At 60.4% G+C, this 25,611-nt stretch carries 25 protein-coding genes; 18 read left to right on the top strand and 7 right to left on the bottom strand.

Translation table 11 applies throughout. The features are described 5' to 3' along the window. Positions 1 to 36 precede the first annotated feature (36 nt). Together eat and exaC are read right to left on the bottom strand one after the other, a co-directional pair. Positions 37 to 1,410, bottom strand: coding sequence for an ethanolamine permease (eat, locus tag ABTV22_RS26510; protein ID WP_433737321.1), 1,374 nt, complete (start codon positions 1,408 to 1,410; stop codon positions 37 to 39). Positions 1,411 to 1,625: 215 nt separating this feature from the next. Next, positions 1,626 to 3,146: an acetaldehyde dehydrogenase ExaC gene (exaC, locus tag ABTV22_RS26505; RefSeq protein WP_433737320.1), complete on the bottom strand. Its 1,521-nt coding sequence runs from the start codon at positions 3,144 to 3,146 to the stop codon at positions 1,626 to 1,628. A gap of 373 nt (positions 3,147 to 3,519) precedes the next feature. Here exaC and ABTV22_RS26500 point away from each other — a divergent pair, with 373 nt between their 5' ends. The 4 genes from ABTV22_RS26500 to ABTV22_RS26485 all read left to right on the top strand — a co-directional run bounded on the left by ABTV22_RS26500 (position 3,520) and on the right by ABTV22_RS26485 (position 7,851). After that, on the top strand, positions 3,520 to 5,433 hold the full coding sequence (locus tag ABTV22_RS26500; protein WP_433737319.1) for a sigma-54-dependent Fis family transcriptional regulator: 1,914 nt from the start codon (positions 3,520 to 3,522) through the stop codon (positions 5,431 to 5,433). 162 nt (positions 5,434 to 5,595) lie between these two features. Further along, positions 5,596 to 6,945, top strand: a complete 1,350-nt coding sequence (gene mpl / locus ABTV22_RS26495; RefSeq protein WP_433737318.1) for a UDP-N-acetylmuramate:L-alanyl-gamma-D-glutamyl-meso-diaminopimelate ligase — start codon at positions 5,596 to 5,598, stop codon at positions 6,943 to 6,945. Next, the gene (gene ubiX / locus ABTV22_RS26490; RefSeq protein WP_433737317.1) at positions 6,942 to 7,574 is read left to right on the top strand and encodes a flavin prenyltransferase UbiX; all 633 of its coding nucleotides are present in this window, start codon (positions 6,942 to 6,944) and stop codon (positions 7,572 to 7,574) included. Before mpl ends, ubiX begins: the two co-directional genes overlap by 4 nt. Next, positions 7,567 to 7,851, top strand: a complete 285-nt coding sequence (locus tag ABTV22_RS26485) for a YceK/YidQ family lipoprotein (RefSeq protein ID WP_433737316.1) — start codon at positions 7,567 to 7,569, stop codon at positions 7,849 to 7,851. Before ubiX ends, ABTV22_RS26485 begins: the two co-directional genes overlap by 8 nt. 85 nt (positions 7,852 to 7,936) lie before the next feature. Here ABTV22_RS26485 and ABTV22_RS26480 read toward each other — a convergent pair whose 3' ends face one another. The 3 genes from ABTV22_RS26480 to ABTV22_RS26470 form a co-directional block, all read right to left on the bottom strand. Next, on the bottom strand, positions 7,937 to 8,578 hold the full coding sequence (locus ABTV22_RS26480) for an oxidoreductase (protein WP_433737315.1): 642 nt from the start codon (positions 8,576 to 8,578) through the stop codon (positions 7,937 to 7,939). A 26-nt stretch (positions 8,579 to 8,604) separates the two neighbouring features. After that, positions 8,605 to 10,323: a C13 family peptidase gene (locus tag ABTV22_RS26475; protein ID WP_433737314.1), complete on the bottom strand. Its 1,719-nt coding sequence runs from the start codon at positions 10,321 to 10,323 to the stop codon at positions 8,605 to 8,607. A 112-nt stretch (positions 10,324 to 10,435) separates the two neighbouring features. Next, positions 10,436 to 10,891 (bottom strand): MaoC family dehydratase, encoded by a 456-nt coding sequence (locus tag ABTV22_RS26470; RefSeq protein ID WP_433737313.1) that lies wholly within the window; start codon positions 10,889 to 10,891, stop codon positions 10,436 to 10,438. Positions 10,892 to 11,088: 197 nt separating this feature from the next. Between ABTV22_RS26470 and ABTV22_RS26465 the strand changes: the two genes are divergently transcribed. From ABTV22_RS26465 to ABTV22_RS26455, 3 genes are read left to right on the top strand one after another with little or no spacing between them, the layout of a single operon-like run. Next, positions 11,089 to 11,454, top strand: a complete 366-nt coding sequence (locus tag ABTV22_RS26465; RefSeq protein WP_433737312.1) for a CidA/LrgA family protein — start codon at positions 11,089 to 11,091, stop codon at positions 11,452 to 11,454. Next, positions 11,451 to 12,167: an LrgB family protein gene (locus ABTV22_RS26460; protein ID WP_433737311.1), complete on the top strand. Its 717-nt coding sequence runs from the start codon at positions 11,451 to 11,453 to the stop codon at positions 12,165 to 12,167. Before ABTV22_RS26465 ends, ABTV22_RS26460 begins: the two co-directional genes overlap by 4 nt. An 11-nt stretch (positions 12,168 to 12,178) precedes the next feature. Further along, entirely contained in the window at positions 12,179 to 12,769 is a 591-nt protein-coding gene (locus ABTV22_RS26455) for an LON peptidase substrate-binding domain-containing protein (RefSeq protein ID WP_433737310.1), read from the top strand. Between the two features lie 69 nt (positions 12,770 to 12,838). On the opposite strand, the gene ABTV22_RS26450 is transcribed toward ABTV22_RS26455, so the two are convergent. Together ABTV22_RS26450 and ABTV22_RS26445 are read right to left on the bottom strand one after the other, a co-directional pair. After that, positions 12,839 to 14,155, bottom strand: coding sequence for a bifunctional DedA family/phosphatase PAP2 family protein (locus tag ABTV22_RS26450; protein WP_433737309.1), 1,317 nt, complete (start codon positions 14,153 to 14,155; stop codon positions 12,839 to 12,841). 119 nt (positions 14,156 to 14,274) lie between these two features. Beyond that, positions 14,275 to 14,970 (bottom strand): DNA-3-methyladenine glycosylase, encoded by a 696-nt coding sequence (locus ABTV22_RS26445; RefSeq protein ID WP_433737308.1) that lies wholly within the window; start codon positions 14,968 to 14,970, stop codon positions 14,275 to 14,277. A 189-nt stretch (positions 14,971 to 15,159) separates the two neighbouring features. On the opposite strand from ABTV22_RS26445, the gene ABTV22_RS26440 reads away from it, so the two are divergent. The 11 genes from ABTV22_RS26440 (at position 15,160) to lipB (ending at position 25,611) form a co-directional block, all read left to right on the top strand. Next, positions 15,160 to 16,431: a glutamate-5-semialdehyde dehydrogenase gene (locus tag ABTV22_RS26440; RefSeq protein WP_433737307.1), complete on the top strand. Its 1,272-nt coding sequence runs from the start codon at positions 15,160 to 15,162 to the stop codon at positions 16,429 to 16,431. Position 16,432: 1 nt separating this feature from the next. Continuing rightward, entirely contained in the window at positions 16,433 to 17,122 is a 690-nt protein-coding gene (nadD, locus tag ABTV22_RS26435) for a nicotinate-nucleotide adenylyltransferase (protein WP_433737306.1), read from the top strand. Positions 17,123 to 17,194: 72 nt separating this feature from the next. Next, positions 17,195 to 17,689, top strand: coding sequence for a ribosome silencing factor (gene rsfS / locus ABTV22_RS26430; protein ID WP_433737305.1), 495 nt, complete (start codon positions 17,195 to 17,197; stop codon positions 17,687 to 17,689). A 9-nt stretch (positions 17,690 to 17,698) separates the two neighbouring features. Next, entirely contained in the window at positions 17,699 to 18,166 is a 468-nt protein-coding gene (gene rlmH, locus ABTV22_RS26425) for a 23S rRNA (pseudouridine(1915)-N(3))-methyltransferase RlmH (RefSeq protein WP_007937439.1), read from the top strand. 11 nt (positions 18,167 to 18,177) lie between these two features. Next, entirely contained in the window at positions 18,178 to 20,073 is a 1,896-nt protein-coding gene (mrdA, locus tag ABTV22_RS26420; protein ID WP_433737304.1) for a penicillin-binding protein 2, read from the top strand. Positions 20,074 to 20,104: 31 nt separating this feature from the next. Next, on the top strand, positions 20,105 to 21,208 hold the full coding sequence (gene rodA, locus ABTV22_RS26415; RefSeq protein ID WP_433741520.1) for a rod shape-determining protein RodA: 1,104 nt from the start codon (positions 20,105 to 20,107) through the stop codon (positions 21,206 to 21,208). Between the two features lie 17 nt (positions 21,209 to 21,225). Beyond that, positions 21,226 to 22,236: a lytic murein transglycosylase B gene (gene mltB, locus ABTV22_RS26410; RefSeq protein ID WP_433737303.1), complete on the top strand. Its 1,011-nt coding sequence runs from the start codon at positions 21,226 to 21,228 to the stop codon at positions 22,234 to 22,236. Continuing rightward, complete coding sequence (locus ABTV22_RS26405; RefSeq protein ID WP_433737302.1) at positions 22,236 to 23,246, top strand: septal ring lytic transglycosylase RlpA family protein; 1,011 nt, start codon at positions 22,236 to 22,238, stop codon at positions 23,244 to 23,246. The genes mltB and ABTV22_RS26405 overlap by 1 nt, the downstream gene beginning before the upstream one ends. A 197-nt stretch (positions 23,247 to 23,443) precedes the next feature. After that, positions 23,444 to 24,601 (top strand): D-alanyl-D-alanine carboxypeptidase family protein, encoded by a 1,158-nt coding sequence (locus ABTV22_RS26400; protein ID WP_433737301.1) that lies wholly within the window; start codon positions 23,444 to 23,446, stop codon positions 24,599 to 24,601. A gap of 87 nt (positions 24,602 to 24,688) precedes the next feature. Further along, the gene (locus ABTV22_RS26395) at positions 24,689 to 24,964 is read left to right on the top strand and encodes a DUF493 domain-containing protein (RefSeq protein WP_111288100.1); all 276 of its coding nucleotides are present in this window, start codon (positions 24,689 to 24,691) and stop codon (positions 24,962 to 24,964) included. Continuing rightward, positions 24,964 to 25,611: a lipoyl(octanoyl) transferase LipB gene (gene lipB, locus ABTV22_RS26390; protein ID WP_121105787.1), complete on the top strand. Its 648-nt coding sequence runs from the start codon at positions 24,964 to 24,966 to the stop codon at positions 25,609 to 25,611. Before ABTV22_RS26395 ends, lipB begins: the two co-directional genes overlap by 1 nt.

Below are 25,611 nucleotides of genomic sequence, written 5' to 3'. Positions count from 1 at the left end.
GACAGGCGCCGGGTTTTCCGCCCGGCGCCGGTGCATTTATATACCTTCGAGCATAGCGTCCACGGGTGCCTCGGAGCGTTGCCGGGCGGTCAATTGGAAATACAGATAACCGGCGACCATGAAGCCGAGGAAGATCACACCGATCAAGGTGTTGAACCAGGCCATTGCCACCAGGCACACCACCGCGAGGAACAGCGCGATCCCCGGCACGATCGGGTAGCCCGGGGCACGGAAGGTGCGTTCCAGGTTCGGCTCGGTTTTGCGCAGCTTGAACAGGCTCAACATGCTGATGATGTACATCACGATGGCGCCAAACACCGACATGGTGATCATCGCGGCGGTCAGGCTCATGCCTTGCAAGTTGACCAGCCCGTCGCTGTAGATGGCCGCGATGCCGATTACTCCGCCAGCCAGAATGGCACGGTGGGGTGTCTGGAAGCGCGAGAGTTTCGCCAGGCCGCGAGGCAGGTAGCCGGCGCGAGCCAAGGCGAAGAACTGCCGCGAATAACCAAGAATGATCCCGTGGAAACTGGCCACCAGGCCGAACAGGCCGATCCACACCAGCATGTGCATCCAGGTCGAATTGTTGCCCACCACCGCCTTCATCGCTTGCGGTAGCGGATCGTTGATGTTGGAGAGCTGACGCCAGTCGCCGACACCGCCGGCCATCACCATCACGCCGATGGCCAGGAATACCAGGGTCAGAATGCCGCTGACATAGGCCTTGGGAATCGTGCGTTTCGGGTCTTTGGCCTCTTCTGCTGCCATGGCCGCGCCTTCGATGGCGAGAAAGAACCAGATCGCGAAGGGAATGGCTGCGAAAATGCCGGGAATCGAGCTAATCGTGAACTCGTTGGCACCTGACCAGCCATTGAGCACGAAATTACTGAAACTGAAGCCCGGCGCCACCACGCCCATGAACACCAACAGTTCGGCGACCGCCAACACGGTGACCACCAGTTCAAAGGTGGCGGCGATGCTGACACCGAGAATGTTGAGGGTCATGAACACGAAATAGGCGCCCACTGCGGCGATTTTCGGGTCAAGTTCCGGGTATTGCACGTTGAGATAAGCGCCGATGGCCATGGCAATCGCCGGAGGCGCAAAGACGAATTCGATCAGGGTGGCGATGCCGGCGATCAATCCGCCTCTCTCACCAAAGGCCCGCCGACTGTAGGCAAACGGCCCGCCCGCGTGGGGGATCGCGGTGGTTAACTCGGTAAAACTGAAGATGAAGCAGGTGTACATGGTCGCGACCATCAACGCCGTGACCAGAAAACCTAGCGTCCCTGCAGTACCCCAGCCGTAACTCCAGCCGAAGTATTCGCCGGAAATCACCAGGCCGACGGCAATGCCCCATAAATGCAGGGTGCCGAGTGTGGGTTTGAGCTGTGTGGAAGAAGTCGTCATAAGTCCTCTCTATTTTTTTTTATTCGATCATTTGGACTTTCGGGTACGGCATTTGTGTTTGGAGCAGGCATGCGAAGCCCGTGCCAGAGCGGCAGGGCGGTGTTTTGATGTTGTCGTTAAGGACGCCATCGCTGGCAAGCCATGCTCCTACAGGTACGTATGGTCCGTAGGAGCGAGGCTTGCCCGCGAAGGTCGCAATGCGGCTTTACGCCAAGTTAGAAGAAGCCCAGCGGATTGATGTCGTAGCTCACCAGCAGGTTTTTGGTCTGCTGATAGTGGTCGAGCATCATTTTGTGGGTTTCACGGCCGACGCCGGACTTTTTGTATCCGCCGAACGCGGCGTGCGCCGGGTACAGGTGGTAGCAGTTGGTCCACACACGACCGGCCTTGATGGCACGGCCCATGCGATAGGCGCGATTGATGTCGCGGGTCCAGAGGCCGGCGCCCAGGCCGAACTCGGTGTCGTTGGCGATGGCCAGCGCTTCGGCTTCGTCCTTGAAGGTGGTGATGCTGACCACAGGGCCGAAGATTTCTTCCTGGAACACCCGCATCTTGTTGGTGCCCTTGAGCAGGGTCGGCTGGATGTAATACCCGCTTGCCAGGTTGCCCTCGAGTTTTTCCACCTTGCCGCCGGTCAGCAGCTCGGCGCCTTCGCCCTTGGCGATTTCCAGGTACGAAAGGATTTTGTCGAATTGTTGTTCGGACGCCTGGGCGCCGACCATGGTGTCGGTGTCCAGCGGGTCGCCACGTTTGATTTGCAGAACCTTCTTCATCACCACTTGCATGAATTCGTCGTAGATCGACTCTTGAACCAATGCACGGGAAGGGCAGGTGCAGACTTCGCCCTGGTTGAAGAACGCCAACACCAGGCCTTCTGCGGCTTTTTCGATGAAGGACGGTTCGGCCTTCATGATGTCTTCGAAGAAGATGTTCGGCGATTTGCCACCCAGCTCCACGGTGGACGGAATGATGTTTTCGGCGGCGCATTTCATAATGTGCGAGCCGACCGGGGTCGAGCCGGTGAAGGCAATCTTGGCGATGCGTTTGCTGGTGGCCAGGGCTTCGCCGGCTTCTTTACCGAAGCCTTGCACGATGTTCAGTACGCCAGGTGGCAGCAGGTCGCCAATCAGTTCGACCAGCACGGTAATGCCCAGCGGGGTTTGCTCGGCGGGTTTGAGCACCACGCAGTTACCGGCAGCCAGCGCCGGCGCGAGTTTCCAGGCGGCCATCAGGATCGGGAAGTTCCACGGAATGATCTGCCCGACCACGCCCAGGGGTTCATGGATGTGATAGGCCACGGTGTTGCCGTCGATTTCGGCGGCGCTACCTTCCTGGGCGCGCAGGCAACCGGCGAAGTAGCGGAAGTGGTCAGCCGCCAGTGGGATGTCGGCGTTGAGGGTTTCACGCACGGCTTTACCGTTGTCCCAGGATTCGGTGATTGCCAGGGTTTCCAGGTTCTGTTCGATGCGGTCGGCGATTTTCAGCAGGATCAGTGAGCGTGCCTGGGCGGATGTGGCGCCCCAGGCATCGGCTGCCGCGTGGGCAGCGTCCAGGGCCTTGTCGATGTCTTCGGCCGTGGAGCGGGGGAATTCGGCAATCGGTTGGCCATTCACTGGCGAGGTATTGGTGAAGTACTGACCTTTGACAGGCGCGACGAACTCGCCGCCGATGTAGTTACCGTATTTGGCTTTGAACGAAACGATAGCGCCTTCAGTACCGGGGTGAGCGTAACGCATGATGGTTCTCTCCTTGCTTTTGTGCTTATAGGGAGTCGCGCATGTGCGCTTGCAATAAGCGTAGAGCAAAGGCCGGGCCATCGCCCTGCAGCTCAGGAAAATCAAGGTCTTGCGCGATTGTTGTCGGACAGGCGGGCGGCGGATGTGACGCTTTCGGTACAGGCCGGATGACACTTTGTACCGTTTATGGCACAGGCTGTGACTGCCCGGTCTTGCCAGCATTGCAATGCGGACTAGGCTGGAGGATGCTCGGCATGACCTGTAGGAGCTGCCGCAGGCTGCGATCTTTTGATTTTGCTTTTTCACGATCAAAGGATCGCAGCCTGCGGCAGCTCCTACAGGGGTGCAAACCGCTCGGGGAGAACAATAAGAAATGCACGACAGCCATTTGAGTCGCCATGCCCAGCAAGTGCTGACCGTCACCCAGGGCAAAACCCATCTGCACGGCCCTGGCAGCGATCCTTCCATCGCCCGTTCCTGGCTGCGGTGTCTTGAGGACTACCATCTCGATCCCGCCCTGACCATGGCTCCGACGGTGCTGGAGCATGGCCGCTTGCTCGAAAGCCGCGAACGCCTGCAGCAAGTGCTGCACATTGCCGGCAACGAAATGACCAGCCTGCATCAACAGCTCTCCGGTGCCGGGCATGCGGTGCTGTTGACCGATGCCCGGGGCGTTATCCTCAACTGCGTCACCGCCCCCGCCGAGCGGAAGATTTTCGAACGCGCCGGGCTTTGGCTCGGTGCCGACTGGAGCGAGGCCTGCGAAGGCACCAATGGCATCGGCACTTGCTTGGTGGAGCGCCAGTCGCTGACGATCCACCAGGACGAACATTTTCGCGGTCGCCATACCGGCCTGACGTGCTCGGCCAGCCCAGTGTTCGACCCGCATGGCGAGCTGCTGGCGGTGCTTGATGTGTCCTCGGCGCGTCACGATGTTTCGCGCCAGAGTCAGTTCCACACCATGGCCCTGGTCAATCTGTCGGCGAAGATGATCGAGAGCTGCTATTTCCTGCGCTATTTCGACAATCAATGGTTGCTGCGCTTTCATTTGCAGGCCGAATCCGTCGGGCTGTTCAGCGAAGGGCTGCTGGCGTTCGATGGGGAAGGGCGCATTTGCGCGGTCAATCAGAGCGCACTGAATCTGCTGGGACATGTGCGTGGCGGTTTGCTGGGCAAACCAGTGGAGGCGTTTTTCGACTGCTCCCTGGATGATTTGCTCGGCCGCGCAAGCGTCAACGCTGCTGCGAGTTGGCCGCTACGCACCCGTGACGGGCGCAGCCTCTTTGCCGTGTTACGCGGCCAGCCAAAGCGCATGCCGATACCTTTGGTGCCCGGTCCGATCATTGAGAAGCCGGCGCCATTGCCCGGCATTTGCTTGGGTGATGCCGCGTTACAGGGCGATTTTCGCAAGGCCTTGCGGGTTTATGAGCGGGATGTGCCGTTGCTGATCAACGGTGAAACCGGGTCCGGTAAAGAGGCCTTTGCCAAGGCCGTCCATCAGGCCAGTCAACGGGCCGATAAAGCGTTCGTCGCCCTTAACTGCGCGGCTATCCCGGAAAGCCTGATCGAGAGCGAACTGTTCGGTTATCGCGGCGGCAGTTTCACCGGGGCACGCAAGGAAGGCATGCGCGGCAAGCTGCAGCAGGCTGATGGAGGAACCTTGTTCCTCGACGAAATCGGTGACATGCCTCTGGCCTTGCAGACACGCCTGTTGAGGGTACTGGAAGATCGTCAGGTGGTGCCGATCGGTGGCGAACCGCAGGCGATCAACGTGCGGATCATCAGCGCCACGCACCGCAATCTGTTGGAGCGGGTGCAGGACGGCAGCTTCCGCGAAGACCTGTATTACCGGCTCAATGGCTTGGAAGTCGCTTTGCCGGCGTTACGTGATCGAACTGACAAGTCGCAGCTGCTCGACTTTTTATTGGCCGAGGAGGCGGGCGAGGACACGGTGTTGGTAGAGGGACCGGCCCGGGAGGCACTGTTGGCATTTGCCTGGCCGGGGAACGTCCGGCAGTTGCGCAATGTGCTGCGCACGTTGACGGCGTTGTGCGACGGCGGGCGTATCGGGCTGGAGGATTTGCCGGCAATGATTCGTCAGGCGCGGCCGGTGATCACTCAGTGGGTTGAAGAACCCTCGGAGCATCCGCTGGAAGACGCCGAGCGGCTGGCGTTGTTGAATGCGCTGGAGCATACGCGGTGGCATATGACGCATACCGCCGAACAGCTTGGAGTCAGCCGCAATACCCTTTATCGCAAGCTTCGTAAACACGGGATAGCCCGCTAGAGTCGCGCGGACCTGTGGGAGCAAGGCTTGCCCGCGATGGCGTCAACAAAATCGCCATCGCGGGCAAGCCTTGCTCCTACAGGTCCGGTAGTGATCTTGAAACACTGAGTGCGATTTTCCCCTCCCTAAGCTAACCTGCGGCCATGTTTTACGAGGTCGACTATGCACATTCATATTCTTGGTATCTGCGGCACTTTCATGGGTTCGATGGCGGTTCTGGCCAAAGAGCTGGGCCATCACGTAACAGGCTCCGATGCCAACGTCTATCCGCCGATGAGCACTCAACTCGAGGCCCAAGGGATCGAGTTGACGCAGGGCTATGACCCGGCACAGCTCGACCCGGCGCCTGACCTGGTAGTGATCGGCAACGCCATGTCGCGCGGTAACCCGGCGGTGGAATATGTGCTGAACAAAGGCCTGCCTTACGTCTCTGGCCCGCAATGGCTGGCCGATCACGTGCTGCAAGGTCGCTGGGTGTTGGCGGTTGCCGGCACTCACGGCAAAACCACCACCAGCAGCATGCTGGCCTGGGTACTGGAGCACGCCGGCATTAGCCCGGGTTTCCTGATTGGTGGCGTGCCGCAGAATTTCTCGGTATCGGCGCGTCTGGGTGGTACACCGTTTTTCGTGATCGAAGCCGATGAATACGACAGTGCCTTCTTCGACAAGCGCTCCAAGTTTGTTCACTACCGCCCGCGCACGGCGATCCTGAACAACCTCGAATTCGACCATGCCGATATCTTTCCGGATCTGCCCGCCATCGAGCGGCAGTTCCACCACTTGGTGCGGACCATCCCGAGCGAAGGCCTGGTGATTCATCCAACCACGGAACCCGCGTTGCAACGTGTCATCGAAATGGGCTGCTGGACCCCGGTGCAAACCACCGGCGCCGGCGGTCAATGGCAGGTCAAGTTGCTCAGTGAAGACGGCTCGGCCTTCGAAGTGATGTTCGAAGGTGTTTCCCAAGGCGTGGTCGAGTGGGACATGACCGGCCAGCACAACGTCGCCAATGCCTTGGCCACCCTGGCGGCTGCCCGCCACGTCGGCGTGGTGCCCTCGATGGGTATCGCGGCATTGAGTGCTTTCAAAAGCGTGAAGCGGCGCATGGAGAAAGTCGCGGACGTGCGTGGCATCACTATCTATGACGACTTCGCTCACCACCCGACCGCCATCGCCACCACGCTCGACGGCCTGCGCAAACGCATTGGCGATGCCCCGTTGATCGCGATCATTGAACCGCGCTCCAACTCCATGAAGCTGGGCGCGCACCGTGACGGTTTACCGGAAAGCGTGGTCGATGCCGATCAGGTGATCTGGTACGCGCCTGCCAACCTTGGCTGGGACCTGGCCGCCACTGCGGCGCTGTGCACGGTACCGTCGATTGTCAGCGACTCGCTGGAAGGCATCATCGATCGGGTGAAAAGCCAAGCGCAGCCGGGCACCCACGTGGTAATCATGAGCAACGGCGGCTTCGGCGGCCTGCACGGTAAGCTTGCCGAGGCACTCAAATGAACAACGGTCCAGACCGCATCACGCTGGCGATGACCGGCGCGTCCGGCGCTCAGTACGGCTTGCGCCTGCTCGACTGCCTGGTGCGCGAAGACCGCGAAGTGCACTTCCTGATTTCCAAGGCGGCGCAACTGGTGATGGCCACCGAGACCGATGTCACGTTGCCGGCCAAGCCGCAATCGATGCAGGCCTTCCTCACCGAGTACACCGGCGCTGCCGCTGGGCAGATTCGCGTGTATGGCAAGGAAGACTGGATGTCGCCAGTGGCTTCGGGCTCCGGTTCGCCGGCGGCCATGGTGGTGGTGCCGTGTTCCACCGGTACTTTGTCAGCCATCGCCACCGGTGCCTGCAACAACCTGATCGAACGTGCCGCCGACGTGACCTTGAAGGAGCGCCGCCAACTGATTCTGGTGCCGCGCGAGGCGCCGTATTCGAGCATTCACCTGGAGCACATGCTCAAGCTGTCGAACATGGGTGTCACGATCCTGCCGGCCTCGCCGGGGTTCTATCACCAGCCGCAAACCATCGATGACCTGATCGATTTCGTGGTGGCGCGGATTCTCAACCTGCTGAACATTCCCCAGGACATGCTGCCGCGTTGGGGCGAACACCATTTGTCCAGTGATGAATAAGCTGCTGGTGGTTGTGCTGGCGTTGCAGCTGGCAGGGTGCGCCACGGCGCGTACGCTGGATGCGGCCAAGCCGGGTGCGCCGGTGGTGTATGCCGGGACGCGGCTGGATTTGTATGCCATGAACGGGGGGTGTTGCGCGAAGGACCGTTTCGGTGCCGAGGCGCCGAGCTACCCGGGAGTTGATCTGCCGGGCAGTGCGTTGCTCGACACACTGCTGCTGCCGTTGTCGTTACTGACGGTGTTGGGCGTGAGTTTTCAGGCGACGGGTGGGTTGTAAAGCAAAAGATCGCAGCCTTCGGCAGCTCCTACATGGGATTGATGTTCGCCCTGTAGGAGCTGCCGAAGGCTGCGATCTTTTAATCCTATTTACCTAGCTTGCGCAGCTCATCCGACTCGACAATCCGCACCCCTTCCTGCTCTTCCAGCGCCAGGCGCCACATGGCGCGGGCCAACTGGCAGGCCTCGATGCCGTGGTACTTGCCGGGGATCAATCGTGACAATGGGCCGGCGACTTTCTCCCCCAGCCGAGGTTCGAGGCGGTCGCCCAGCAGCAGCGAGGGCCGGCAAATGGTCAGCTGTGGCCAGTCCTGCGCCCGCAGCGCATATTCCATCTCACCTTTGACTCTGTTGTAGAAGTTCGAAGATCGGCGATCGGCCCCCAATGCGCTGATCACGATCAGGTGCCGTGCGCCCATCTCCCGGGCGCGTTTGGCGAATGCCACCACCATGTCCAAATCCACTGCGCGAAACGCCTGCTCCGAACCAGCCTGCTTGATGGTAGTGCCCAGGCAGCAATAGGCAATATCGACACGACCGCTCAGCTGCGGCAGGAACATCGCAGGATCGCCGACCGGGTTCTCAAGGTGAGGATGCCTGGCCAATGGCCGGCGTGAGGGCGCCAATACCCGCGTAATCGTCGGCTCGTTGAGCAAGCGATCGAGCAAATGTTCGCCGGTCAAACCAGTGGCTCCGGCAAGCAATACGTGCTGAGGCGTCAAGTACATAGTGTTTCCCCCTTGATACTGTCAGCTTAGTTGGTCTTTGCATCCTTGCTGTCAATGGAACTGCTTTGCAGTGCTTTTCGTGCTTGTTGTTTGCGCAGCAGCTGCCAGTGTGACAGCACGGTTTTCGGTGCCCAGATCTGCGGCTCGGAGGCTTCGAAACCGTCGGCCAGTTCGCGCTCGGCAACGGTGGCCTTGGCCAGCTTGAAGGCTTGCTCCAGGTCATCGGTCTGGTTCAAGGCCCGGGCGAACAGGGCATCGCCGAAGTAAGTGAAGTTGGCTTCTTCCGAACAGCCGAAAGACACGCGGTCGGCCCGTGAGGCAGTCATGATCAGGGTGCGTTCGTCCTTGAGGGCGGGAATGAAGCCTCCGGAATAGCAGGATGAAATCACGATGATCTTGTCGCGATTTTTCAGCGGGGCGAGCACCGCGGCTAGCTCATCGGCTGGCAGGTCGGCCAGCTCCATGCGTGGCTGGTCGAGTACCAGTTCGTGTTCGCTGGTGCCGTGGCTGGTCAGGTAGATGAAAATCAGGTCTTCCGGCCCGCTGCGGTCGGCCAGGGCCACGGCTGCGCGACGCAGGTTTTCCCGGGTCGCCATCGGCCGATCGCCGAGGTGATCGCGATGGTTTACCAGGCGGATCTGGCCAAAGGCACCGAAGCGGCTAGTGAGCATGTTGGCGACGTAGTCCGACTCGCGCAGGAACACACTCTGTTTGCCGTCGCCGCCCAGGGTCAGGGTGTACAGCTCCACTGACGGGGTCGAGGCCGGCAGGTTGCTCAATGCCTCTTCGAGCAGGCGACCTTGCGCCAGCAGGCCGAGCTCGAGGGTGTCGGGCAGCAACTTGCCATCGGCGTCACGCACGCGTTGACCGTTGATCCAGGTGCCGCTGAGCACCGTGCCATCGGTCAGCACCAGCGTGCCGCGACCGGAATAGGCGTCGTTATCGAACAGGCCGATGTAGAAACTGCCGTCGGCGAGATTCAAGCGCCCTTGACCGCTGAAGCGCCAGTCGTTGAAGTGGCCGATGTAATGACTGCCATCGGCACCGATCAACTCGCCCTTGCCATTGAGTGAGCCTTCCTTGAATTGCCCCAGCCAGACATCGCCGTCAGCGTTTTCGTAGCGACCCTTGCCGTGTAATTGACTGTTCTTGAAACCACCGACATAGATGTCGCCGTCGGCGCTGTTGAAAGTCCCGTTGCCTTCCAGCTGACCGTCGACGAAACGCCCAGTGTACTGATTACCGTTGCCGTCGCCGCGCTGGCCTTCGCCGTTGGGTTTGCCGCGGGCGAATTGCCCCTGGTAGGCGCTGCCGTCTTCGAGCTCCAGGCGGCCGAGGCCTGAATACTGATCGGCCTTGAACTCGCCTCGGTAGGTCATGCCGTCTTCTTTGAGGGTGCCTTCGCCTTCGCGCCGGCCAAGCTTGAAGCCGCCGTTGTAGCTGCCGCCGTGGGTGGTCAGGCTGCCCTGGCCGTCGAACAGGCCTTGATTGAACTGTCCGCGATAAACCTCGCCGTTGCTGCCATGCCATTCGCCCTGGCCATGCCATTGGCCCTTGTTGAACTCGCCGGCATACCAGCTGCCGTTCGGATAATCGATGCGGCCCTGGCCTTGCAGCAATCCATCGACCAAATCACCCCGATAGCGTCCACCGTCCGGCAGGCGGGCGTCGGGCGGCAATGGCGATTCGCCGTCGCCGCAAGCGGTGAGCGTCAGGGTCAAGGCGAGGAGTGCAAGTGAGCGCATAGCGGGTTCCGGGCAATTAGGCGAGCGAGTATGCCGTAGCTAAGTGCCCTTATACAGCCAGGCGAAAAACAGGGATGCGAAACAGCATCAGCCGTTTCGCATCCAGCAAGTCTTACACGAAGCAGAGTGACAGGGGTTCGGCGATATAAGCCGGTTTGTCCGAACCTTCGATTTCCAGGGTGGTAGTGGCCTTGAGCAGCCATTGACCGGGTTTTTTCTCGGTGACTTCCGTGAGGTCGACCTTGAGGCGGACCCTCGAATTGACCTTGACCGGTTGAATGAAGCGCACGCTGTCCAGGCCGTAATTGACCACCATCTTCAGTCCCTGAGGGACGACGAGGATGTCTTCCATCAGTTTCGGGATCAGCGACAACGACAGGAATCCGTGGGCAATGGTGCAGCCAAAGGGCGTTTGCGCGGCCTTTACCGGGTCGACGTGGATGAACTGATAGTCCCCTGTGGCTTCGGCGAACAGGTTGATGCGTTCCTGATCGATCGTGAGCCATTCGGAACGTCCAAGTTCCTTGCCGACATAATCATTGAGCTCTGCAACTGGAATGAAGGGCATTGAGACTCTCCTTGGGTTCATCGGTTTTATAGTTTTTGAGGTGGGGGGTGTGACCTCCCGGATTACCACTTTAGATCACCATGGCAAATTGCTCCGGTCAACCGACCATGCTTTTGGCGAATGCCGATCTATAGGGCAGGCGTGCTTATAATGCTCGACGCGTCACTGCGGGTGACGGGGACTGCGGGAGATGAGGGATGTTGCTGAGAGGTTTGACCTGGCTGGTGCTGTTTCAATTGCTCGGCACGGCCATCAACCATTTGTTTTTACCGGTGCTGCCGGGGCCGATTGTCGGCTTGCTGCTGTTGCTGGCTTTTTTGATCGCCCGTGGCCAGGTCGGCGAACCGCTGAACCAGGCGGCCAGCAGTTTGCTGCGCTACTTGCCTTTGTTGCTGGTACCGCCGGCCGTGGGTGTCATGGTTTATGCCAAAGACATCGCGGCGGATTTCTGGGCCATTGTGGGGGCATTGGTGCTGTCACTGGTGCTGTCCATGGCCTTCGCTGGCGTGCTGATGCAGCGTCTGATCAAGCGGCACGCCCACTCGCCTGAGGACAGCCAATGACCCTTGACTGGCAAGGTGCCTGGGTATCGGTGATCCATCATCCGTTGTTCGGTATCGGCATCACGTTAGGTGCCTATCAGCTGGTACTGGCGGCCTTCGAGAAAACCCGCTGGATCTTTTTGCAGCCGGTGCTGGTCTCCATGTTGCTGGTAATCGGTGTGCTGGTGGGCTGCGGGCTGACGTATACCGAGTACCGCAAAAGCACCGAGATTCTCAGCATCCTGCTCGGCCCGGCCACGGTTGCGCTGGCGGTGCCGCTCTACCTCAATCTGCGGCGGATTCGGCAGTTGTTCTGGCCGATATTTACTACGCTGGTGATAGGTGGAGTGGTTGCCACAGGCATGGGCGTGTTGCTGGGCTGGTGGTTCGGGGCCGAGCACATGATCCTGATGACGATGGCGCCCAAGTCGGTGACGTCACCGATTGCCATGTTGGTGGCAGAGCAGATCGGCGGTGTCGCGGCGTTGGCGGCTGTGTTCGTGTTGATCACGGGCGTGATCGGCGCGATCTTCGGCCCGAGCCTGTTAAACCGGCTCGGTGTCCACAGCCCTGAGGCCCGCGGCATGGCACTGGGGATGACAGCCCATGCGGTCGGTACGGCGGTGGCGATGCAGGAAAATGAAGAGTGCGGCGCTTTCGCTGCGTTGGCGATGAGTTTGATGGGCGTGGCCACGGCAGTGTTGTTGCCGCTGGCGGTGTCGATGGTGGTGTGAAGGAAATGTCTATGAGTCTGCCGCTTTTTCCGCTGAACACGGTGCTGTTTCCGGGTTGTATCCTCGACCTGCAGATTTTCGAGGCGCGGTACCTGGACATGATCGGGCGCTGCATGAAACAGGGCGGCGGCTTCGGCGTGGTGTGCATCCTGGATGGCAAGGAGGTCGGGATCGCTCCGTCTGGCTACGCATTGGTCGGGTGCGAGGCGTTGATCACCGATTTCAATCAACAGGACAACGGCCTGCTGGGGATTCGCGTGCAGGGTGGCAGACGCTTTCATGTGTTGAAGGCAGACGTCCAGCCAGACCAGTTGATCGTCGCGGATGTCGAGTGGCTGGAAGATGAGCCGGAGCAACCGCTACAGGATGAGGACGCCGATCTGGTGGCCTTGCTCAAGGCCTTGGCCGAGCATCCCATGGTCGAAGCGCTGAACATGGGCACCGAAGCGACCGGGCAACAGTCGCTGGCCAATCAGTTGGCGTACCTGTTGCCGTTCGCTGAAGAAGACAAGATCGACCTGCTGCAACTCGATGATCCGCAGCAGCGGCTGGATGCCATTCAGGCGTTGCTGGATGAGTTGCAGGGTGAGTTGTTTGCCTGAAAGATCGCAGCCTGCGGCAGCTCCTACATGGGGAAGTCGTACATCCCACAGGCTGCGATCTTTTGATCTTCAATAGGCATACCGCAACATCGTATCCGGCAAATGCCGCAACACGAAAAACCCAAACAGCGCCACCAACGATGGCAGCACCAGCCACCAGACCTTGGGTGGCATCGCGTTGAGCGAAGTCTGGCGCTGACTCAGCCACAGGCTCGCGGCACAGATACAGGCCGCCAGCATGGCGCCTGCCAACACATCCGTCGGCCAATGCGCACCCAGATACACCCGTGACAGTGCAATTGCCATTGCTGGCAGACAGCCTACCAGCACCCAGGTCAGACGCATGCGCGGCGGTTGTCCGCGGCCGGCAAGGACGGCCAGGGTCAGGAACAGCGCGAAAGCGCCGGAGGCATGGCCACTGGGCATGCTGTAGCTGGTCAGCGGCTCGCTCAGAACTTCCGGGCGCAGGCGGGCGAAAAAGTGTTTGGTCGCGGTGTTCCCCAGCGCAGTGAACAGCAGCGTGCTGCACGCGAAGATTGCCTGGCGCCATTGCCAGGTGACCAGCAGCAATACGACCAGCAAGGCGCTGAACACCAGCATGTTGTGGAATTCGCCGATCAGCGTGAAGACCACGGCCACTTCATCGAGCATTGGGCTGCGATGTTCTTGCACCAGGGTCATTACGCCTTGATCCAGGGCGGTCAGGTGCGAATAACCGATAAACAGCGCTGCCAGAGTCAGCAAGCTCATGCCGGTAATGAACATCGTGGCCTTGCGATGTTTGCGCAGGCTGCTGGTAGCGCTCAGCGCCACCATCAGCGCAATGCTGCCGGCAACGACCCCGGCTTGCGGCCAGAATCCCTCGGGTAATGGCAGTCGAATAGCCGCACCAGTAGCCCAGCCCGGCAACAGGTAGGCGATCGACCATCCGGCACCGGCCAACAGGCTGACGGCGAAGAATCGCGGGAACGGCATGTCGAACATCCCGGCCACCATCGGCAGCATCGGGCGCAACGGGCCGATGAAGCGCCCAACCAACAGGCTGGCGATGCCGTAGCGCTGGAAGTACGCCTCGGCCCCGGCGATCCATTCGGGGTGATGGCGCAACCCTGGCAGGCGCCGAATGTTCTGATGGAAGTGGCGCCCCAGGAAGTACGAAACCACATCGCCCAGCACGCCGGCGAGGAATCCCAGCAATAAGGTTTCGCTTAATGACAGGGCTCCGCTGCCGGCCAGGACCGCCACGGCGAACAACAAGACCGTGCCGGGTACGATCAACCCGGCAATGGCCAGGCATTCAACGAAGGCGACGATGAATACTGCTGCCGCCAGCCATTGCGGGTTGACCGTCAACCAACCGGTCACGCTATCGAGCCATGGGCCCATAAATACAACTCCATCTGTTTCACTTGACTGTAGGAGCTGCCGTAGGCTGCGATCTTTTGCTTTTGAGTTTTCAAAATCAAAAGATCGCAGCCTACGGCAGCTCCTACAGGGGACTTTATTCAGAGCACAAAATAATCGCGACCTTCGACCTGACCCCGTCGCAGTGGGTTCCTCGTGCACCAGGCAGCGTAGGACGCATCGACGAAGCGGTACATCAGGTGTTCGTCGCGCCCATGGGGAATGCCCAAGCGCGTCGTCTGGATGACATGGCTGGGGCGCGGGCCGGCGTCTTCGACCAGTAATACTTCATGATCGAAGCGTTTGGCGTCCCAGACCGGCACTTTCAAGCCCAGAGACTTGCACAGCAAGGTCTGCCCCGCGCAGAGCTTTTGTGAGGGGCGAGGGCGGCCCTGGGCATCGGGATTGTTCAGCAGCATTTGCGCAAGGCTCGCCGATCCGCTCAGTTCGTCGACCCATGGGTAAGCGGATTTGATCAACACCGCATTGCCCGGGCCTTGAGCACTGAAATTCAGGGAGTCACCGCCCCGGGCGTAATACATATAGATGTGGCCGCCATCCAGAAACAAAGCCTTACGCTTTTCCGTATAGCCAAGGGAGGCGTGACTGCCTTTTTCGGCGCAGTAATAGGCTTCGGTCTCGATGATTCGAGCGCTGAGCCACAGGTCGTCGACCCGATGACGGATGACTTTTCCCAGTAAATCCCGGGCCAGAATTTGCGCATCGCGGTCGAAAAACGCGTCCGGGAGGCCCTTGGGCAGGCTCGCGGCGGACGCTCGAACAGTCAGGTTGGACATGATGAACGGCGTTTATCAGGGCTGATGGAGTCGTGATGATAACAATTTGCGGCTTAATCCCGGCTGAACGTCGGCAAATGGCCCTTCATTTTGACCATCCGCCCGTCACTGCTGTTAGTCGGGAGGCACGACAGCTATAATCTGCCGCTTTACTCTTTACCAAGACCTAATCAAAGACCACGCCAGACCATGACTGAGTCCGTTCTTGACTACATGACCCGCTTGGGTCGCGCTGCCCGCGAGGCTTCCCGCGTCATCGGCCGTGCCAGCACTGCGCAGAAGAACCGCGCATTGCAAGCCGCCGCCAACGCCCTGGATGCAGCCCGCGCCGAGCTGACCGCCGCCAACGAGCGGGATCTGGCAGCTGGCCGTGCCAACGGTCTGGAGCCGGCGCTGCTTGAGCGTCTGGCGCTGACCCCTGCCCGAATCGACGGCATGATCGTCGGGTTACGCCAGGTGGCTGCACTGCCGGACCCGGTCGGCGCGATCCGTGACATGAGCTATCGGCCGTCCGGGATTCAGGTCGGCAAGATGCGCGTGCCGCTGGGCGTGATCGGGATCATTTACGAGTCGCGGCCCAATGTGACCATCGATGCCGCCAGCCTGTGCTTGAAATCCGGCAACGCGACCATCCTGCGCGGCGGTTCCGAAGCCATTCACTCCAATCGTGCCATCGCCGCCTGCATTCAGCGTGGTCTGGCCGAAGCCGGTTTGCCGGCCGCCGTGGTGCAAGTGGTCGAAACCACTGACCGTGCTGCCGTTGGCGCACTGATCACGATGCCTGAATACGTCGATGTCATCGTGCCCCGTGGCGGTCGCGGCTTGATCGAGCGGGTCAGTCGCGATGCTCGCGTGCCAGTGATCAAGCACCTGGATGGCATCTGCCACGTTTATGTCAGTGCTCACGCCGACCTGCCGAAAGCCCAGCGCATCGCTTTCAACGCCAAAACGTATCGCTATGGCATTTGCGGCGCGATGGAAACGCTGCTGGTCGACCAAATCGTTGCCAAAGATTTCCTCCCGGCCATGGCCGCCCAGTTCCGCGAAAAAGGCGTCGAGCTGCGGGGCTGCGAGCGCACGCGGGCGATCATCGAGGCGCTGCCGGCCACCGAGGAAGACTGGAGCACCGAGTATCTGGCACCGATTCTGTCGATCCGTGTTGTCGACGGGCTGGAGCAAGCCATCGAGCACATCAACCATTACGGCTCTCACCACACCGATTCGATCGTCAGCGAACACCAGGGCGACACCCGGCGTTTCGTGGCTGAGGTCGACTCGTCGTCGGTGATGATCAACACGCCAACCTGCTTTGCCGATGGCTTTGAATACGGATTGGGTGCCGAGATCGGCATTTCTACTGATAAGCTGCACGCCCGCGGACCGGTCGGTCTCGAAGGCCTGACCTGCGAGAAGTACGTTGTGGTCGGTGATGGCCAGTTGCGCGGACAGGAGTCGGTCTGACTTGGGCGATCTCGACCCGTCAGTCCCGGTAACTGCCCACGCGCCTCGACCCAGGCGCATCGGCGTACTGGGCGGGACCTTCGATCCGGTGCACGTCGGCCATCTGCGAGGTGCGCTGGAAGTCGCCGAATCGCTGGCGCTCGATGAGCTGCGCTTGGTGCCGAGTGCCAGGCCACCCCATCGGGACATGCCGCAAGTGTCGGCGAAGGACCGTCTGGCGATGGTCCAGTGCGCGGTGGCCGGAGTGGCCCCGTTGGTGGTGGACGCCCGCGAGCTACAGCGGGACAAACCGTCCTACACCATAGATACCCTGGAACTGATGCGCGCCGAACTGGCCGCGCAGGACCAGGTTTTTCTGCTTTTGGGCTGGGACGCATTTTGCGGCCTGCCCACTTGGCACCGCTGGGAAGAGTTGCTCCAGCATTGCCACATCCTGGTGTTGCAACGCCCGGATGCCGACAGCGAACCGCCGGATGCCTTGCGCAACCTGCTGGCAGCGCGCTCGGTAAGCGACCCGCTGGCCCTCAAGGGGCCGAGCGGACAGATTGCATTCGTCTGGCAGACGCCGCTCGCGGTATCCGCCACCCAGATCCGTCAACTGCTGGCCAGCGGTAAGTCGGTACGTTTCCTGGTGCCCGACGCGGTCCTGGCCTACATCGATGCGCACGGACTTTACCGTGCGTCGAACTGAATAGGAGTGCTCAAGGCACGTGGCAACATCGTGTATTGAAGCGCCCGAACATACGAGCAAAACGAGTTTTATATGACGAACAACGACGTAAACAAAGTGAAGCGCAAAGGCACGTTCAAGAGTGCTCCGCTGCCGGAAAAAGTCCTCGCCGTCGAGCCGCCTAAAGGCGAAGACCTGGTCAAGATCGCCGTCGCCGCCCTGGAAGACGTCAAGGCCCAGGACGTGCTGGTCATCGACGTTCGTGACAAGCAGAGCATCACCGACTACATGATCATCGCCACCGGTACCTCCAACCGTCAGATCGGCGCCATGCTCGACAAGGTTCGCGAGGCTGTGAAGGCCCTGGGCATCAAGCCGCTGGGTGAAGAAGGCAAGGGCGACAGCGACTGGGTGTTGCTGGACATGGATGACGTGATCGTTCACATGATGACGTCCAATGCCCGTCAGTTCTACGACCTGGAGCGCCTGTGGAAAGGTGCCGAGCAGAGCCGTGCCGCCGATGGCAAGCACCACAGTCCTGAAGTTGGTCACGAGCATTTCAACAAGCTCAACAAAGACCAGGAATAAGGAACGGCTGTGCGACTGCGACTGATCGCCGTCGGTTCACGCATGCCCAAGTGGGTGGAAGAAGGCTGGCATGAATATGCCAAGCGTCTTCCGTCCGAGCTGGCGCTGGAACTGGTGGAAATACCGCTCAATACCCGTGGCAAGAACGCCGACGTGGCGCGTTTCATCCGTCAGGAAGGCGAAGCCATGCTGGCCAAGGTCGGGCCGAATGAGCGCGTTGTCACCCTCGAAGTCCACGGCAAGCCCTGGAGTACCGAGCAACTGGCGGTCGAACTCGATCGCTGGCGGCTGGACTCGCGCACGGTGAATTTCATGGTCGGCGGCCCCGAAGGGCTGGCGCCGGAAGTCTGTGCCCGTGCCGACCAGCGCTGGTCGCTCTCGCCCTTGACGTTGCCGCACCCATTGGTGCGCATTCTCATCGGCGAACAGCTGTATCGTGCCTGGACTGTGCTGTCCGGCCACCCCTATCACAAGTAGTTCTACCCCTCATGACCCAACCGATCCGCATCAAGGACCACGAGAAAGACGCCCGTCTGGTGCGTGGCCGCGTCGTGTTCGGGGCAATTGCAGTGGTGACACTGATCGGTGTGCTGATTGCGCGCCTGTATTTCCTGCAGGTGATCCAGTACGAGTATCACTCGACCCTGTCCGAAAACAACCGCGTCCATGTGCAGCCGATTCCGCCGACGCGCGGGTTGATTTACGACCGCAACGGCGTGGTAATTGCCGACAACCGGCCGAGCTTCAGCCTGAGCATGACCCGCGAACGCTCCGGCGATTGGCAGCAGGTGCTCGACGTGATCGTCGAGGTGCTTGAACTGACGCCCGAGGACCGGGTGATCTTCGAGAAACGCATGCGACAGGGACGCCGGCCGTTCGAGCCGGTGCCGATCCTGTTCGAGCTGACCGAAGAGCAGATCGCCCGGATCGCCGTGAACCAGTTCCGGCTGCCGGGGGTGGAAGTGGTTGCGCAGTTGGTTCGGCATTACCCGCAGGGCGCGCACTTTGCGCACTCGGTGGGTTACATGGGCCGGATCAACGAGAAAGAGCTGAAGACACTCGATCCGGTCAACTACAGCGGCACCCACCACATCGGTAAAACCGGCATCGAGCGCTTCTACGAGCCGGAGTTGCACGGTCAGGTGGGTTACGAGGAAGTCGAGACCAACGCCCGAGGCCGCGTTCTGCGGGTGCTCAAGCGTACTGAACCGGTTTCCGGCAAGGACATCGTCCTGAGCCTGGACATCAAACTGCAGGAAGCCGCCGAAGCCGCGCTTGGTGGCCGCCGTGGCGCGGTGGTGGCACTGGATCCGAAAACCGGCGAAGTGCTGGCGATGGTCAGCCAGCCGAGTTTCGATCCGAACCTGTTCGTGACCGGCATCAGCTTCAAGGCTTACTCCGAGCTGCGCGACTCTATCGACCGGCCGCTGTTCAACCGCGTGCTGCGCGGTTTGTACCCGCCAGGCTCGACAATCAAGCCTGCGGTGGCGATTGCCGGTCTGGATGCGGGCGTGGTGACGGCTTCGTCCCGGGTGTTCGACCCTGGCTACTACATGCTGCCCAACTACGATCACAAATATCGCAACTGGAACCGAACCGGTGATGGTTTTGTCGACCTCGACACCGCGATCATGCGGTCCAACGACACCTATTTCTACGATCTGGCGCACAAACTGGGCATCGATCGGCTGTCGGCGTACCTGAGTAAGTTCGGTATCGGCCAGAAAGTCTCCCTGGACATGTTCGAAGAATCGCCGGGGTTGATGCCGACCCGGGAGTGGAAGCGTGCGACTCGTCGTCAGGCGTGGTTCCCGGGGGAGACGCTGATTCTCGGTATCGGTCAGGGCTACATGCAGTCGACGCCGTTGCAACTGGCCCAGGCGACTGCATTGGTGGCCAACAAGGGGGTCTGGAACCGTCCACACCTGGCCAAGACCATCGAAGGCGAGAAGCCGGTGGATCAGAACCCTATGCCCGACATCATCCTGCGCGATCCGGCGGACTGGACCCGGGTGAACCACGGTATGCAACAGGTGATGCACGGCGCCCGGGGTACGGCGCGCAAGGCCTCGATCGGCGCGCAATACCGGATCGCCGGCAAGAGTGGTACGGCCCAGGTGGTCGCGATCAAACAGGGCGAGAAGTACGACCGCTCCAAGGTGCAGGAACGCCATCGCGACCACGCCTTGTTTGTGGGCTTCGCACCGGCCGACGACCCGAAAATCGTGGTCTCGGTGATGGTCGAGAACGGTGAGTCCGGCTCCGGTGTGGCCGCGCCGGTGGTGCGCCAGGTCATGGACGCCTGGCTGCTGGATCAGAACGGTCACCTCAAGCCTGAATACGCCAACCCTATCAGCGCGGAGGCTACGGCCCGTGAAGAGTAATTTCGATCGCATGCTCTCCAGCGAGGATGTGATGCGTCGCCGTGCCACGCTGCTGCAGCGGATGCACATCGACGGTGTGTTGCTGGTGTTGTTGCTGACCCTCGCCGCCGGCAGTCTGTTCGTGCTGTATTCGGCCAGTGGCAAGAGCTGGGACCTGCTGGCCAAACAGGCGACTTCGTTCGGCATCGGCCTGGTGTCGATGATCGTCATTGCTCAGTTCGAGCCGCGTTTCATGGCCCGTTGGGTGCCGGTCGGTTATGTGATCGGCGTGCTGTTGCTGGTGGTGGTGGACGTCATGGGCCATAACGCCATGGGCGCCACGCGCTGGATCAACATCCCCGGGGTTGTTCGCTTCCAGCCATCGGAGTTCATGAAGATCCTGATGCCGGCAACGATTGCCTGGTACCTGTCCAAGCGCACCTTGCCGCCGCAGCTCAAGCATGTGGGTATCAGTCTGATGCTGATCGGTGTGCCTTTCATTCTGATCGTGCGCCAACCGGACCTCGGTACTTCGCTGCTGATTCTGGCTGGCGGCGCGTTCGTGCTGTTCATGGGAGGCCTGCGCTGGCGCTGGATCCTCAGTGTGCTCGCCGCTGCCATACCCGTGGCGATTGCCATGTGGTTCTTCATCATGCACGACTACCAGAAGCAGCGGATTCTGACGTTCCTCGACCCGGAAAGCGATCCGTTGGGCACGGGCTGGAACATCATCCAGTCCAAGGCGGCCATCGGTTCCGGCGGTGTATTCGGCAAGGGGTGGCTGCTGGGCACCCAGTCGCACCTGGATTTCCTTCCGGAAAGCCATACCGACTTCATTATTGCGGTCTTGGGTGAAGAATTCGGCCTGGTCGGTATCTGCGCCCTGTTGCTGATCTACCTGTTGTTGATCGGTCGTGGGCTGGTGATCACCGCCCAGGCCCAGACCTTGTTCGGCAAGCTGCTGGCGGGGGCTCTGACCATGACGTTTTTTGTTTATGTTTTCGTCAACATCGGTATGGTCAGTGGCCTGTTGCCGGTGGTGGGGGTGCCGTTGCCGTTCATTAGCTACGGAGGAACTTCGCTGGTGACGCTGCTGTCAGCGTTTGGGGTTTTGATGTCGATCCATACCCATCGCAAGTGGATCGCGCAGGTTTGAATAAGGTGAAGAGTTCAATGCAAGTAATGCGTGGCTGGGCGACTCGATACGCGCCATGGGTCGGCCTGGTAAGCATCCTTGGCACCGCGCAGGAAGCGTTGGCCGGCGATTACGAGGGTTCACCCCAGGTGGCCGAGTTCGTCGGTGAAATGACCCGCGACTACGGGTTCGCTGGCGAACAACTGATGGGTGTGTTCCGTGAGGCCGAGCGCAAGCAATCGATCCTGGACGCGATTTCCAAGCCTGCCGAACGGGTCAAGCCATGGAGTGAATACCGTCCGATGTTCCTCACCGATGCGCGTATCGCCCGTGGTGTGGACTTCTGGCGCCAGCATGAAGCGGTACTGGCCCGCGCCGAGCAAGAATACGGTGTGCCGGCGCAGGTCATTGTTTCAATCATAGGCGTGGAGACCTTTTTCGGTCGCAATACCGGAAACTTCCGTGTCATCGATGCCTTATCGACCCTGGGGTTCGACTATCCTCCCCGTGCCGAATTTTTCCGCAAGGAGTTGCGCGAGTTCCTGCTGCTGGCCCGGGAAGAGCAGGTTGACCCGCTGACCCTCAAAGGCTCCTACGCCGGTGCCATGGGCCTGCCGCAGTTCATGCCAAGCAGCTTTCGCGCGTATGCAGTGGATTTCGACGGTGACGGCCACATCAATATCTGGAACAACCCGGACGATGCCATCGGTAGCGTCGCCAGCTACTTCAAGCGCCACGGCTGGGTTGCCGGCGAACCGGTGGTCAGTCGCGCCGATGTGCGGGGCGATCAGGTGGACGAAGGTTTAACCACCGGTATCGAGCCGGTTAAAACCGTCGGAGAGTTGCGGGCCCTGGGCTGGTCAAGTCATGATGCGCTGCGCGATGATATGCCGGTTACCGCTTTTCGCCTGGATGGCGAGAATGGCCCCGAGTACTGGATGGGCCTGAAGAATTTTTACGCGATCACGCGATATAACCGCAGCGTGATGTACGCCATGGCCGTACATCAACTGTCAGAACAGCTGGTTCAAGCACGGGGCGTCAAGTAATGCGGGCATTGCCTATGAATAAACCCCTGAAGCTGATGGCATTTGCCGCGTTGGCAGTGCTGGTCGCCAGTTGCTCGACCAGCCGCTCGCCGACGCAGAAGTCCTCCACTGCCGTGCGCTCGGCGCCGGGTCTGGACATCAACCGCGCCCACAAGGATGGCGCGCCTTGGTGGGACGTCGACGTTTCACGCATCCCGGACGCCACGCCAACCTTGCACACCGGCCCGTACAAGGCCAACCCGTATACCGTGTTGGGTAAAACCTATTTCCCGTTGCAGGAATCCAAGACCTACGTGGCGTCGGGCACGGCGTCTTGGTACGGCACCAAATTCCATGGCCAGAACACTGCCAATGGTGAGGTCTATGACTTGTATGGCATGAGTGCCGCGCACAAGACCTTGCCGTTGCCGAGTTACGTCCGGGTGACCAACCTGGATAACAACCGGAGCGTGATCCTACGGGTCAACGACCGCGGACCGTTCTACTCCGACCGGATCATCGACCTGTCCTATGCGGCAGCCAAGAAACTCGGATACGCCGAAATAGGCACTGCCAGGGTCAAGGTCGAAGGCATCGACCCGCAGGCCTATTGGGCGGCGAAAGGCCGTCCGGCGCCTTTAATGCTCAATGAGCCGCAAGTCGCGCAGAATAGCGCCCCGGTGATCACGGCTTCGGCCGGCACCGTCGAGCAATGGACGCCGCCGCCGCAGCAACATGCCGCCGCCGTTGCGCCAGTACAGATTGCGGATGCAAAAAAAAACGCTTCTGCACCAGCCTCTGGCCAGTATCTGCAGGTGGGCGCGTTCGCCAACCCGGACGCTGCAGAGCTGCTGAGGTCCAAGCTCAGCGGGATGGTGAGCGCTCCGGTGTTCATCAGCTCGATCGTGCGCAACCAGCAGACGCTGCATCGGGTTCGCCTGGGGCCGATCGGTTCGCCGGGTGAAATCCAGCAAGTGCAGAACAGCGTGCGCCTGGCCAACCTTGGTTCGCCGAGCGTAGTGACTGAGTAAGTCACAGAGTAAAACGTAAGACTTGATTGACGGTTCATCTGCGGTTTTGGGGGGTGAACCAGGTTGTTGGCTCGTCGAAGAACAAAAGCCCGGCAAGGGTGACTGGAGTGAGCAACTGAACACGCGATGGCCCGTTAGAAGGCCATTTGAATAGTTTTGCCTTCGGGCAAGTTTCCATTAGCGATTTCGAGAGACGGATGAACATCACCACCTTTGCCAAACGCCTGTGCCTTCTAGTCCCGCTGCTCCTCTCACCTGCCGCATTCGCGGTCGAGATGATGCCGTCGCCACCGCAACTGGCCGCCAAGGCCTATGTGCTCATGGACGCCAGCAGCGGCAACGTGCTGGTCGAAAACAATGGTGACCAGCGTCTGCCGCCAGCCAGCCTGACCAAGCTGATGACTGCATACATCGCGACCCTGGAAATCCGTCGTGGTCAGATCGGTGAAAACGATCCGGTGACCGTCAGTGAAAACGCCTGGCGCACCGGCGGTTCGCGGATGTTCATCAAGGTCGGCTCGCAAGTGACGGTCAGCGACTTGCTGCACGGCATCATCATTCAATCGGGTAACGACGCCAGTGTGGCCGTGGCCGAGCACATCGCCGGCAGCGAAGACGCCTTCGCCGACCTGATGAACAAAACCGTTGCCGACCTAGGCATGACCAACACCCACTTCATGAACCCGACAGGCCTGCCGAACCCTGAGCACTACTCGTCGGCTCACGACATGGCTGTGCTGGCTCGCGCGATCATCCACGAAGACCCAGCTCACTACGCGATTTACTCGCAGAAAGAGTTCTTCTGGAACGGTATCAAGCAGCCGAACCGCAACCTGCTGCTGTGGCGCGACAAGACCGTCGATGGTCTGAAAACCGGCCACACCGACGAAGCTGGTTACTGCATGGTGTCGTCGGCCGTACGTGACGGCATGCGCCTGATTGCCGTGGTATTCGGCACCAGCAGCGAAGTGGCTCGCGCCGCCGAGACCCAGAAACTGCTGACTTACGGTTTCCGCTTCTTCGAAACCCAGACCTTCTATCAGAAGGGCACCGAGTTGGCTCAGGCGCCTGTCTGGAAAGGTTCCACCAACCAGGTCAAGGCCGGCCTGGCTGAAGACCTGACCATGACCTTGCCGAAAGGCCAGCTGAAAAAGCTGGCGGCCAGCATGACCATGAACCCGCAACTGGTTGCACCTATCGCCAAGGGCGACGTGATCGGTAAAGTCGAAGTCAAGCTGGAAGACAAGGTGGTGCACAGCGCCGACCTGATTGCTCTGGACGCTGTCGAGGAAGGTGGTATCTTCCGCCGCATGTGGGATAGCATCCGTCTATTCTTCTACGGTTTGTTCAACTGAATTTAGTGTGCACCTGCATGGCTCCGCGCTGATCTGGCGCGCAGCCATGCCCGTCGCCAAGGCTTACGCTTACGAGGCCGTTACGCCATGACCGATACCGAAGTAAAGGCGCCAAAGATCGAATTTCCCCAGACTGATTATCCAGTTAAGGTGATCTGCGATACGGGCGTCGGCAACAAAGACAAAATCATCGAAATCGTCAAGAAGTACGCGACGATCAACGATGAACGTGTCGATGAGCGTCAAAGCAGCAACGGCAAATACACCACCATTCAGTTGCACATCGTCGCGACCGACCAGGACCAGCTGTACAACATCAACAGCTATCTGCGGGCTACCGGTTTCGTGCACATGGTGTTGTGATGTCCGGCACGCTGGGCTTTCGCGAGCTTGGCCAGATGGCTTACGAGCCGGTCTGGCATGCGATGCAACGCTTCACCAACGAACGCGGCAGCGATGCCGCCGACGAGATTTGGCTGGTCGAGCACCCACCGGTTTTCACCCAAGGCCAGGCTGGCAAGGCCGAACATTTGCTACTGCCGGGCGATATCCCGGTGGTGCAGGTCGATCGCGGTGGTCAGGTGACGTATCACGGCCCCGGGCAATTGGTGGCTTATCTGTTGCTGGACGTGCGAAAACTGGGTTTCGGCGTGCGTGACCTGGTGACCCGCATGGAGTCGTGCCTGATCGAGCTGCTCGCCAGCTACGGCGTGACGGCGGCCGCCAAGCCGGACGCACCGGGTGTTTATGTCAACGGCGCGAAAATCGCGTCCCTGGGTCTGCGGATCCGCCACGGTTGTTCCTTTCATGGCCTGGCCTTGAATGTGGACATGAACCTGGAACCGTTTCGACGGATTAATCCCTGCGGCTACGCCGGGCTGGCGATGACCCAGCTGAGCGATCATGCAGGATCGATTGAATTTGCCGAGGTAAGTGCCCGGCTGCGTGCGCAGCTCGTCAAACACCTCGACTACGCTGAGCAGACGACCCTAACGGGCGGAATCGACTGA

The sequence above is a fragment of the Pseudomonas putida genome, from assembly GCF_050990305.1.
GTDB lineage: Bacteria > Pseudomonadota > Gammaproteobacteria > Pseudomonadales > Pseudomonadaceae > Aquipseudomonas > Aquipseudomonas putida_AH.
Note: the sequence above shows the minus strand (reverse complement) of the source record. Positions and strands in the feature narration are given on the sequence as shown.